At 38.3% G+C, this 12,210-nt stretch carries 11 protein-coding genes; 3 read left to right on the top strand and 8 right to left on the bottom strand.

Going from position 1 to position 12,210, the window contains the following annotated elements; all coding sequences use genetic code 11:
- Nucleotide 1 precedes the first annotated feature (1 nt).
- The 7 genes from wecB to ACF3N8_RS03630 all read right to left on the bottom strand — a co-directional run bounded on the left by wecB (nucleotide 2) and on the right by ACF3N8_RS03630 (nucleotide 7,263).
- On the bottom strand, nucleotides 2–1,126 hold the full coding sequence (wecB, locus tag ACF3N8_RS03660; protein WP_238101740.1) for a non-hydrolyzing UDP-N-acetylglucosamine 2-epimerase: 1,125 nt from the start codon (nucleotides 1,124–1,126) through the stop codon (nucleotides 2–4).
- Between the two features lie 3 nt (nucleotides 1,127–1,129).
- A complete protein-coding gene (locus ACF3N8_RS03655; protein ID WP_009382155.1) occupies nucleotides 1,130–2,236 on the bottom strand; it encodes an NAD-dependent epimerase/dehydratase family protein in 1,107 nt (368 codons plus the stop codon).
- Nucleotides 2,237–2,248: 12 nt separating this feature from the next.
- Entirely contained in the window at nucleotides 2,249–3,277 is a 1,029-nt protein-coding gene (locus ACF3N8_RS03650; RefSeq protein WP_238094075.1) for a nucleoside-diphosphate sugar epimerase/dehydratase, read from the bottom strand.
- A gap of 5 nt (nucleotides 3,278–3,282) precedes the next feature.
- Nucleotides 3,283–5,061, bottom strand: a complete 1,779-nt coding sequence (locus ACF3N8_RS03645; RefSeq protein WP_392450426.1) for a polysaccharide biosynthesis protein — start codon at nucleotides 5,059–5,061, stop codon at nucleotides 3,283–3,285.
- 65 nt (nucleotides 5,062–5,126) lie between these two features.
- Complete coding sequence (locus tag ACF3N8_RS03640) at nucleotides 5,127–5,891, bottom strand: tyrosine-protein phosphatase (protein ID WP_238101743.1); 765 nt, start codon at nucleotides 5,889–5,891, stop codon at nucleotides 5,127–5,129.
- Between the two features lie 5 nt (nucleotides 5,892–5,896).
- Nucleotides 5,897–6,592 (bottom strand): polysaccharide biosynthesis tyrosine autokinase, encoded by a 696-nt coding sequence (locus ACF3N8_RS03635; protein ID WP_009382160.1) that lies wholly within the window; start codon nucleotides 6,590–6,592, stop codon nucleotides 5,897–5,899.
- 11 nt (nucleotides 6,593–6,603) lie between these two features.
- Entirely contained in the window at nucleotides 6,604–7,263 is a 660-nt protein-coding gene (locus tag ACF3N8_RS03630; RefSeq protein ID WP_009382161.1) for a Wzz/FepE/Etk N-terminal domain-containing protein, read from the bottom strand.
- A gap of 445 nt (nucleotides 7,264–7,708) precedes the next feature.
- Here ACF3N8_RS03630 and scdA point away from each other — a divergent pair, with 445 nt between their 5' ends.
- The 3 genes from scdA (at nucleotide 7,709) to ACF3N8_RS03615 (ending at nucleotide 10,919) form a co-directional block, all read left to right on the top strand.
- Entirely contained in the window at nucleotides 7,709–8,386 is a 678-nt protein-coding gene (gene scdA / locus ACF3N8_RS03625; protein ID WP_238101744.1) for an iron-sulfur cluster repair di-iron protein ScdA, read from the top strand.
- A gap of 183 nt (nucleotides 8,387–8,569) precedes the next feature.
- Nucleotides 8,570–10,099, top strand: coding sequence for an AbgT family transporter (locus tag ACF3N8_RS03620; protein WP_009382163.1), 1,530 nt, complete (start codon nucleotides 8,570–8,572; stop codon nucleotides 10,097–10,099).
- Nucleotides 10,100–10,505: 406 nt separating this feature from the next.
- Complete coding sequence (locus ACF3N8_RS03615; protein WP_009382164.1) at nucleotides 10,506–10,919, top strand: 6-carboxytetrahydropterin synthase; 414 nt, start codon at nucleotides 10,506–10,508, stop codon at nucleotides 10,917–10,919.
- A 549-nt stretch (nucleotides 10,920–11,468) separates the two neighbouring features.
- Here ACF3N8_RS03615 and srtA read toward each other — a convergent pair.
- Nucleotides 11,469–12,095: a class A sortase SrtA gene (srtA, locus tag ACF3N8_RS03610; protein ID WP_009382165.1), complete on the bottom strand. Its 627-nt coding sequence runs from the start codon at nucleotides 12,093–12,095 to the stop codon at nucleotides 11,469–11,471.
- Nucleotides 12,096–12,210 lie beyond the last annotated feature (115 nt).

Genomic DNA, 12,210 nt, shown 5'->3' with positions numbered 1-12,210 from the left:
ATCATTTCCTCCACACTACGTTATTAATGATTGGTGTATAACTTTGGATAATCTTCACGACTTTTTGAGATACGTTTGTATCTTTGTAATCCACAGCATCTACCATTGGTGCATCATTGTTTACCATTGAACGCGCTAACTCTACAGATTGAAGTAAACCTCCGTACTCGATGCCACCCACAATTACAGTACCTTTATCTAACACTTCTGGTCGTTCAATTGACGTACGGATTAATACACCTGGGAACTTTAGAATTGAAGACTCTTCAGACAAAGTGCCACTATCAGATAACACGACGAAAGCATTTTTCTGTAGCGCATTATAATCAAAGAAGCCAAACGGTTTCATCTGGCGTACTAGCGGATGAAATGTAAAGTTACGTTCTTCAATCTTCTTCCAACTTCTAGGGTGGGTTGAATAAATAACTGGCATTTGGTACTTTTCAGCTATATCATTAATCGCATTCATTAACGAATTAAAGTTGGCTTCATTATCAATATTTTCCTCACGATGTGCAGAAACTAGAATATAGTTGCACTTTTCGACATCAAGTTTACTTAAGACATCACTGTTTTCAATCTTATGCGCATACGTTTCAAGTACCTCACGCATAGGTGAACCTGTCACAAAGATATGTTCTTTTCTGAAACCTTCATCAAGCAAATAACGTCGACTATGTTCTGTGTACGGTAAATTCACATCACTCACATGGTCAACAATCTTACGGTTAATTTCTTCTGGCACATTCTGATCAAAGCAACGGTTACCCGCTTCCATATGAAAGATAGGAATCTTAAGACGCTTAGCCGCTACAGCCGACAGACAACTATTCGTATCTCCTAAAATAAGTAGCGCATCTGGATTCACTTCGCTTAAAACCTCATACGATTTCGCGATAATATTCCCCATCGTATCACCTAAGTGAGTACCAACTGCCTCTAAAAAGTAATCCGGTTCACGAAGTTCGAGTTCTTCAAAGAACACCTCATTTAACGTGTAGTCATAGTTTTGACCCGTATGTACAATTGTTTGGTCAAAATAAGCATCACAAGCTTTAATCGTACTTGATAAACGAATAATCTCAGGTCTCGTACCAACAATAGTCATTAATTTTAATTTACTCATTTTCTAAACCTCCAAGTAATACGTGTCTGGATTCTCAGGATCAAAGATTTCATTCACCCACATAATCGTAACCATATCCGTATCGCCTAGGTTCTCAATATTATGTGTGTAACCAACTGGAATATCTACAACTTCAAGCTTGTCTCCTGAAACAAAGTACTCGTGCACAGCATCTTCATCTGGCTTACGAAATCGAATCACGCCTTTTCCTGAAACAACCAAGAACTTCTCATTCTTTGTATGATGCCAATGGTTCCCTTTAGTAATGCCTGGTTTCGAAATATTTACAGAAACTTGGCCATGTTTCTTAGTCTTAAGGAACTCAGTAAATGATCCGCGTTCATCCGTATGCATCGTTAAAGGATAACTGAAATCATCTTCAGGTAAATAACTTAAATACGTGCTATATAAAGCCTTTTGAAAGGGTTTATTTAAATTCGGCACTCTTAAAGTTTGGCGACTTTCCTTAAATTTATAGAGTAAATCACGAATATCACCTAAACGCTCTAAGTGCACATTAGGCACGGTTGGCTTACCCCCTTCAAGATTAGGAAAGCCTTCTATCGCACGAATAAATTCATGAATGACATCATCAATATAGTTCAGCGACAACGCAACATTCGGGTCATTAACCTGAATATCAAGGTCACGCGCAATATTGTGACAGAACGTCGCGATTACAGAGTTATAATTCGGACGACACCATTTTCCAAATAAGTTAGGTAAACGATAAATGTATACCTCATTCCCATATCTCTTTGAAAAGTCACGTAACACCGCTTCGCCTTCCGCTTTACTTTGACCATACGGATTGTCCTTCGAAGCTTGTATCGATGACGACATAATGATAGTTGGCGCTTTATCATTATCTTTAACAATTTCAAGATAAGATGTAAGTAAATCAACATTTCCTGCTTTAAATTCAGCATCATGTTCAGGACGATTAACACCAGCTAAATGCACGATTGTATCCGCTTCAAGTAAATGTTGACGTACATCTGCTTCAGACGTATGTCTCGTAATAGGAAGTACTTCATATTTTTGATGTTTCAGTTCTTGAATTAAGTTCTTACCAACGAATCCATTTGCACCAGTAACAGCTATTTTCATGAATGGGGCCTCCTAATTAATTTGTGAAACCTTTTCTTTTAATGCTTCTTTTACATAAGGAAGTGTTAATAACTTCTCTTTAATTGCTTCAATTGATAGACGTTCTGTATTATCGGACGTATATTCGTATGCTTCTGTTATGTTTTTACTACCGTCTTCAAAGTATTTATCGTAATTTAAATCTCTAGCATCAGCTGGTACACGATAATAACCACCCATGTCTTCAGCATTCGCATATTCTTCACGCGTTAATAACGTTTCAGCTTTCTTCTCACCATGACGTGTCCCAATAATCACGATGTCATTGTCTGCTTCAAACAACTCAAGTAACGCTTGTGCTAAGTCACCAATTGTAGAAGCAGGTGCTTTTTGAACCATAATGTCTCCAGTTTCAGCATGCTTAAATGCATGAACCACAAGTTCAACTGCTTCTTCTAAACTCATTAAAAAGCGTGTCATAGTAGGATCGGTAATTGTTAGTGGTTCGTTATTTCTAATTTTATCGACGAATAATGGAATCACCGATCCTCTTGAGGCCATAACATTGCCGTAACGTGTTCCACAGATTAATGTTTCATCACTATTAACATTACGACTCTTTGCGACAAAGACCTTCTCCATCATCGCTTTAGAAACCCCCATCGCATTGATTGGATAGGCTGCTTTATCAGTCGATAAGCAAATGACTTTCTTAACACCCTCTTGAATCGCCGCTTCAACAACGTTTTCAGTTCCTAAGACATTTGTTTTAATTGCTTCAATCGGGAAGAATTCGCATGATGGTACTTGCTTAAGTGCCGCAGCGTGAAAGACGTAATCAACCCCACGCATCGCCGTATCAACACTATGTCTGTCACGCACATCCCCAATATAAAATTTAATTTTTGGATTGTTATAAAGTTTACGCATATCATCTTGTTTCTTTTCATCTCGTGAAAAGATACGTATTTCGCTAATATCTGAATCAAGGAATCGTTCCATAACAGCGTTCCCAAACGACCCTGTACCTCCAGTAATTAACAATGTTTTTCCTTTAAACATAACCATCACCCATTGATTTTATTATTGTAGTTCGTGAATCGAATTAACTCTTCTTTGTTGAAGCTTGTGATGAGTTTATCGATCATTTCGTTCACTTCTTTGCTATCGAGTTCGCGTACTTTACCGCGATAGATTTTTTTATAGACTTGTTCTGGATGTACTTCATCTTTGTTAAGCAACTCTTCAAAGAGCTTTTCACCGGGGCGCACACCAGTAAAGACGATATCGATTTCATCTTCTTTGTAACCACTTAATCGAATAAGGTTCTTCGCAAGGTCAACAATCTTAACAGGTTCACCCATATCGAGCACGAATACTTCGCCGCCTGTCGCGAGTGCACCTGCTTGAAGTACGAGGCGGGATGCTTCAGGAATTGTCATAAAGTAGCGTGTCATTTCGGGATGTGTCACGGTCACTGGACCGCCTGCTTCGATTTGCTTCTTGAAAAGTGGTATCACAGAGCCTCTCGAACCGAATACATTACCGAATCTAACGGCTACAAAGTCTGTATTATAGTTGTCGCTATTCATACCTTGAATGACCATTTCGGCAACACGTTTCGAAGCACCCATGACGTTCGGCGGGTTAACAGCCTTATCAGTCGAAATCATGACGAACTTATTCACGTTCGCATAAGCCGCCGCTTCGGCAGTATTTCGTGTACCGATGATGTTGTTCTTGATGGCTTCCATTGGGTTACCTTCCATAAGTGGTACATGTTTATGCGCTGCCGCATGATAGACGTTGTACGGTTTGTGCTGCATCATGATTTCTTTCATTCTGACTTTGTCTTGAACATCTGCGATAACTGGCACAATTTCAATCGCATCTTTATAAAGTTTCGTAAGTTCGCTATGGATGTGATAAATACTCGTCTCACCGTGACCGAGTAATAAAATTTTACTTGGCATGAACTTACAAACTTGGCGACAGATTTCAGAACCAATCGAGCCACCTGCGCCTGTTACGAGGATTGTCTTACCTTTAAGCTCGTTTGAAATCATATCCATATCAAGTTCCACAGGGTCACGACCTAATAGATCTTCAACTTCAACCTTTTTCAATTGGTTAACTTCAACATCCCCGGACATTACATTTTCAATATTTGGCATTTTGAACACTTCGACATCTAAACCTTCGACAAGTGCGTTGATATCTCTGAGTCTCTTTTGAGTTAGCGTTGGAATCGCAATGATGATTTTCTTGATTCTAAACTTTTGTACGAGCTCTGGAATATCATCAATGAAACCTTCTACTTTAACACCATCTACAATCGTCATCTTCTGCTTTCTAGGGTCATCATCAACGACAAGTGCAGGTTCCATGCCCATGTACGGCGTTGAAATCATCTGTTTGATTAAGATCGAGCCACCTCGCCCGGCACCAACGACTAATGTCGATTTCTTATTGATATCTTTATTGATAAAGGTTCTTCTATAAAGTCGCCATGACAAACGTGACCCACCGATTAAGATAAGATGCATCATCCAAGTGATGAAATAAAGTCTTATGAAAGTTGGATGATTGGAGAACAGTGTCATGATAGCCATAGTTAATACAACTGAACTCGTAACAGACTTCACAATCAGCATTAATTCACTCACACTCGCGTACTCCCATGCGCGATGATATAAGTTAAAGATATTCGCAAATAGATGATGTAAGAGTAGTAAGCATATCGATGAGATAACTAAGAAATTAAAAGAGTAAATTTTAAAAAATGGTTCTAAAATGAAATAACTTAAAAATATTGAAAATGTAACGATGAATGAGTCAACAAGCATGAGTAATATAAACCGTTGTTTTGTTGTCAAAAACTGCACGTTACATCCCCTCTTTTCGCTTTACATTAAAATAATTTAAACCACTTTTTCTTCTTCGGTAAAAAGGGTTGTGATTTAAAAATCGGTTCGTTCGTTATAATATGGTTCGCATTATCGATCAGCATGTTTATCGTTTCTTGATGGTCCTTTAACTTAACGTCCTTTTCCAAATGACCAAGTTGAAACGGACGTATCGCGGCATCATGTGCGTCAGATGCGATGAAATGCATTAGGTTACAATTCATCATTTGAATGGAAATCTTACGCACGTGTTTACCGAAATTTCCCAATAATGAACTTGCGGTAATTTGGCTTAAGGCACCTTGATTGATAAGGTCATACAGGACGCTTAAATCGTTCGCGATTTCCTTATTACGTTCTGGGTGCGCGATAATCGGCGTGAAACCTTTGTTGAGTAGCTCATAGAAGATACGACTGGTTGCGCTCGGTACATATGATATTGGTAATTCAATCAATATGTATCGTGATGTATTCAATCCCTTTATCTCTTCAAATTCAATCTCTTGAAATATTCTATCGCTAATTCGAATTTCCTGACCTGGATAAATACGGACTCCTAGTTGTTTTATAGTCAAGTTTTGATTCAGTTTTAATGTAGTTTGCGACACCGACTTGTAAGTATTGTTATACTTACGATGCAGATGATGAGGTGTCGCGATAATATCTGTAATCCCTTGGTCACGGGCTTGCTTTAATAGAGTTATTGTATCTTCTAGCGAATTTGGACCATCATCACAAGCCATTAAAATATGATTATGCATATCTATCATTGTTATCAATCCTCGCCGTAGTATGAGTAGCCTGCGTTTTGAGCTTTAGAAACTTTAGCATTGTTGAGTACCGCACCGATGACTTTACCATTAGCTTTTTTAACAAGATTCATAGCCTTTCTAACATGATCACGGTTGTTCATTTCGGCGTCAATTACAAATAATACGTTCCGTGCTACTTCAGTGAAAAGCTGTGCATCCGTTACACTTAATACAGGTGGTGTATCAATAATAATCATGTCGAATGTTTCATTTAGTAAATTAATTAATGTTTCAAGTTTAACCGATCCGATAAGTTCTGATGGATTAGGTGGGATTGGGCCTGATGGTAAAATGAATAAGTTTTCAACCATTGTCGATTCGATGACTTCCTCAGGTTCATGTTGATTTATAAGCACATTGGATAAACCTTTTTGGTTTTGAACGCCGAAAATATAATGCTGAGTTGGTTTACGCATATCACCATCAAGTACTAAAGTCTTGAATCCTGCTTGTGCATAAGTTACAGCTATATTTGATGACATCGTGGATTTACCTGATGAAGGACGTTCCGATGTTATTACTAAAGTACTAATTGCCTTATCGGATGCCGAGAACATTATGTTAGTACGTATGCCCCTAAATCTCTCACTCATCACTGACTTACGATTCGTGTGCGCAATAAGAGTTTTCATACCACCTCTTGTTGGTGATTTCCTCATTTCTTTTCACCTCATTTAAACTTTTGAATTACACCTAAAACTGGAATATCGAGGTATGATTCAATCTCTTCTTCTGACTTAAGTCGTTTATCGAATAATGCATTGAGTAAAATGTATATGCTTGCGATGATTAAGCCAATAATTAATGAAATCGCCGTATTCACCATGATTCTTGGTGACACCTTGTCAGCTTCATCTGCCTTAGAAAGTACCGTTACGTTATTTACGTTCATGATGTTAGGTACTTCTTTCGTAAAGACTTTAGCAATTGTATTCGCGAGTTGCTCTGAGTCTTTTCGATCGCCGCTTTTAACTGTGATATTTAAAACTTGAGATTCTGCTGAATTACTCACATTTAACATTGAAGCGATTTCTTCTTGGTCATATGATTTATGCTTTTTCGACACTTCTTGTAAAATTCTTGGACTTTTAATAATTTCTGAGTATGTATTCACAAGCTGTAAGTTACTTTGAACTTCCTGGAATTTAAACTCTTCAGATGTTTCGTTTTGCGCAACAAGTATTTGTGTACTCGCTTCGTATTTAGGTTTCATCACAAATACGGTTAGTAATAAACCGAGTAGCAATGTCACGAGAGGAATAATGATTAATAGCTTAAGATTTTTCTTAAGAAGTGCGAATAGTTTCGTTAGGTCAATCGTGTTCTCCATCTTTGAAGCGCACCACCTTTCTTATTTAATTTTCTAAATAGATGTAGTTTAAGACATTATTAAGATATAACTATAAATATGGTTTTGTATAAAACACTAAATTACACTACTTTTTATTTATAATTATATACTTTATAGTGTTATATTAACAGAATTTTTGTGCGTGTCTATGCATAGTAATTAAATTTATTTAGTTTTAACCAACTTATAATAATTTGATAAATTTATCTTTACATTTCTGAAATAATTGAATTATAGTTTTATTTTATATGGGATTAGAAGTTGAATTTATATGTTAGAAAATCTTATCCACATATTAGTCACAACTTTGTGACGATTTATCAACACTCAATATTATGAATCTTTAAATTACTTAAATTGTCATATAATGAAGATGTATTTTACAAAATCTATTTATATGACGTAAGTAAGGGAGACGGTTTAAATGCTTGATAAGTCAATGTTAGTAGCTGATGCGGTGACTAAGTATCCGAAGACAGCTGACGTATTTAGAAAGTATGGTATAGACTTTTGTTGTGGAGGTAAGATCTCGATTGAAGAAGCTGTTCACAACCATAAACGTGTGGACTTATCCACAATTATGAACGAACTTGAAGCAGTTTCTGAGGACAAACAAGATGGTATCCAAGCTTCGGATTTAAATGTGCGTTCTTTAGTTCAATATATTCAAACGCATTTCCATGAACCTTTAAAGGAAGAATTTAAGCAACTTACGCCGTATGTAACTAAGTTAGCGCGCGTACATGGGTCTAATCATCCTAACCTTCTAGAGTTAAAAGACGTTTACGATGCTTTTAAAGAAGCGATGTTAACGCACACTGACGAAGAGGATCATGTATCGTTTCCAAAGCTAGTAGCGTATTCTGAAGGTGAAAGTGTAGCAGATATTAATGAAACGATTCAGTTGCTTGTTGATGACCATACGAATGCTGGACTAAAGCTCGTTGAAATGCGTAAATTAACAGGTGGCTTTGTACCGCCACTAGAAGCGTGTGGCACGTGGCGATTAGTCTATAATCGTCTTCAAACGTTAGAAAAGGATACGCACGAACATGTACATTTAGAAAATCATGTCCTTTTCGAAAAGGTAAATCAATTATAAAAAGTAATTAAAGAGCTACAATGACTTGCATAGCGGGTTGTTGTGGCTTTTACTATATGGGAAGCGAATTTAGTTATAGTTTCAAGTTATAATTAGGTGTCTCATCGCACAATTATTGTTTTCTAAATATTCCTAAAATTTGTTATACTTACTTCAACTTTGCAATTAGTTGGGGGTCGTATGATGATACGAAAAAAGCAATCTTTCTTTAACCGGTTTTTAAACTTTGTTGAAAAGTCAGGGAATAAATTACCTGATCCGAGTATGTTGTTCTTTATCATGTGTGTCGCACTCGCAACAATTACGTGGATTGTGTCGCTATTTAATGTAGCAGTGGAACATCCAGGGACACATAAAATGGTACATGTAAAAAGTATCTTTAGTCGCGACGGGCTTGCGATGATATTGAATGACGCGATTAAGAATTTTGCAGAATTTCCAGCGTTAGGTCTCGTGTTAGCTGTGATGATTGGTATCGGGGTAGCTGAACGAACGGGCTACTTTGATAAGTTTATGATTCTCGTTGTGAATAAGGCACCGACGAAGGTCATTATACCGACAATCATCTTTATGGGGATTATGGGGAATGCGGCAGGTGATGCGGCACCGATTATTTTACCGCCACTTGCAGCATTAGTGTTTATTAAGCTTGGCTACCATCCGATTGCAGGACTGACGATGGCTTATGCATCGGCGTTGGGTGGCTTTGCGGCGAACTTGTTGATTGGTATGAATGATGCGCTTGTGTATGCATTTACGCGACCGGCGACGAATATCATTGATAAGGACATGCCGTTGAACGTTGCGATGAACTGGTATTTCGTAGCAGCAAGTGTCGCGATGCTTGTGCCAGTGATTTACTTTGTGACGACGAAAATTGTCATTCCGCGACTTGGTACATATGATAAGAGTAAGCTTAAAGCGGATAAGGATGAAACGTCTTCTACTGTGTCGCCTCAAGAACGAAAGGCGCTTCGAATCGCGAATTTAAGTTTCTTAGCCTTTATCGTACTTGTTGCGTTACTTGCGATTCCAGAGAGTAGCTTTTTAAGAAATGCGAAGACGGGCAGTATCTTGAATGACTCACCTTTGATTAACGGCGTTGGGATCATTATTCTTCTCGCCTTCTTACTACCGGGTTTGATTTATGGGATTATGACGAAATCGATTCGAAACTCTAAGGACCTTGGTAAGATGCTAGGTGAATCGATGTCGACGATGGGCACGTTTATCGTGATTGTCTTCTTCGCGGCGCAACTACTTGCCTTCTTAGAGTGGAGTAATCTTGGTGTTATTATCGCGGTTAAAGGGGCTGCTTTACTTCAGAATCAAAGTGGTATTGTATTGATACTTGGCATTATCTTCCTAGGTGGTCTTATTAACATGATTATCGGTAGTGCTTCAGCAAAATGGGGTATTCTCGCGCCTATCTTTGTTCCAATGTTATTGATACTCGGTTATCACCCTGCGTTTACGCAAATGATGTACCGCGTGGGTGATTCGATTACAAACCCGATTACACCGATGATGCCGTACCTACCACTGCTGCTTTCTTACGCGAAAGAGTACGATCCTAAGATGAAACTTGGTTCGTTGATTGCGAGTCTCATGCCTTATACGTTATTCTTAGCAATATTCTGGCCATTATTTATGATTGTGTGGTATCTGCTTGGTATTCCGATGGGACCAGGTGGACCGATACACGCGAAATAGTGTAGGGATTTTCAACTCAATTTCCTTAAACAGCATGCTTTCCTGGGGCGTGGCCAGAGCCTGTAGTCTCTGGACTCACGCTACTCCCCTAGGAGTCAGCTGTTTTGGAAATTGTGTGACGTAAAGCTTACAAGCTTTGTATTGCGACTTAAGTATCGGACAGGTCTGCTATAATACCAATCGATGGCGACGTTAATGAAGGTTTTAATGAATTAACTGTGAGGAGAACTTTTGGAACACTAGATTTTAAGACTTTAATATAGGGGACTTAGGGAACCCTACAGTTTTAAAGTAGTTAAAGACTTAAATGTGGGGAACAGTTTTTGAGAAACTGCTTTCCTTTTTGAAAAGAAATAGCGTAAATATAACCAAACATATGTAAAATGATAAGGAGATGTAGACCCCGATGTCACGTTTAGATGGTATTAAAGCGCCGAGTCAGTTCGAGATTCACGCCGAACCTGTTACAGTCGAGCAGCATTTTACATTCCACGCCGACAACCGTATCTTCTTCAGCGACACGGCTTATAAAGATTTATTTCATCATGAATATACGTTTGTGCTTTCTTTAAAAGCCCTTACAAGCAAGCTAGGCATTGCCGTAGACTTTCATGAAATAGACCGGATTTACCGTGACTATCTTGAACCGAAGTTAAACGACGTTTGTTTAAATACGACTTTACCTGAAATGAATACGACCGTAGAAAATATAGGCTACTGGATTCGTGAACAATTCAAGCAATACTTACCAGACGGCGTTGGAATCGAACAACTAACGATTTATGAAACACCAAAGCACGCCGTCATTCTAAAGGGATAAGATGAAGACAAGTCACCACGCAACGCGCCCCCGCAAAAGCTATAATGTGTTAAGCGGCTTTTGCGGGTAGTGTTGCGGGCCGGTGACTTGTTTCTGTTTGGGTTCAATCGGTTTGAAGTGCGACCGTGGTTGCACTTCATTCCTTTGATGGGGAGTGGATACGGTGAGATAATCATGTACGATTTTGAGTATGCTTAATTTATCGGAATTGTACATGCTTATCTCGTCATTGTTGTACGTTTAAACTAGCATGTTCGCTCTTTGGTTTACATGTTTCTAAAGTCTTGTAAATCAAACACCCCTTCGTATACACGTTTCTGAAGTCTTGTAAATCAAACGCCCTTTCGTTTACACGTTTCTGAAGTCTTGTAAATCAAACGCCCCTTCGTTTACACGTTTCTGAAGTCTTGTAAATCAAACGCCCTTTCGTTTACACGTTTCTGAAGTCTTGTAAATCAAACACCTTTTCATTTACACGTTTCTGAAGTCTTGTAAATCAAACCAAAAAAGTAACCCCTAGCACGCCACAACGCACTAGGGGTTCTTTATTTAAGCGACCTTTTCAGCGACATATATCGTACGGTCTAACCATTCACCTGTATTTGGATCAAAGTTATCGCACGTAATTAAAGTCAATCGGTCTTTTTGATTTTGTTGTTCGTCTAAAACAGAAACTTCAGTGGGCGGTACGTTACGAATCGACGTAATTTTATATTTACGCTTATCATTACCGACAGTGAAGCTTACGTCACTGCCCTTCTTCACTTTACCTTTTAGATTCGTAAACTGGTAATCTTTCAAGCTATAGTCAGTATGACCGGCAATTGAGATATTCTGATCGCTCAACGATTCCTCTTCCTCCGCAAAGCTTACACCACGCTTCAACTGCTCTGGCGTCGCAGGTCCAGGGTAAACGGGCTCTTTAATCTTCGCATCAGGTATCTCTAAATACCCTGCCATCTTAGATTTATCTTTAGGGATTTCAGCCTTGTCTTTCTGACTTTCACCATTCTTATTTTTATCGCTCTTATTCGCGTCATTATATTCTTCAATCTTCTTATCATTTTCCTGGTCTTTAAAGAAATCATCAATCTTTGGTTTAAAGAACAAGAACACCGCGATTAAGATACATATCACACCGAGAACTGGCAACAATCGGTTCATTAGGTTTTTCATGGTACAACGACTCCTACTTTCGTTCGCTATTAATTTCCTTCATCAAAAGCAACGTCACTTCTTATAATTGTTCAGTTAATTATAAATGCTTTTTTATCTTAAAGCAAAATTAAAT

This window comes from Staphylococcus massiliensis (assembly GCF_043186315.1).
Taxonomy (GTDB): domain Bacteria; phylum Bacillota; class Bacilli; order Staphylococcales; family Staphylococcaceae; genus Staphylococcus; species Staphylococcus massiliensis.
Note: the sequence above shows the minus strand (reverse complement) of the source record. Positions and strands in the feature narration are given on the sequence as shown.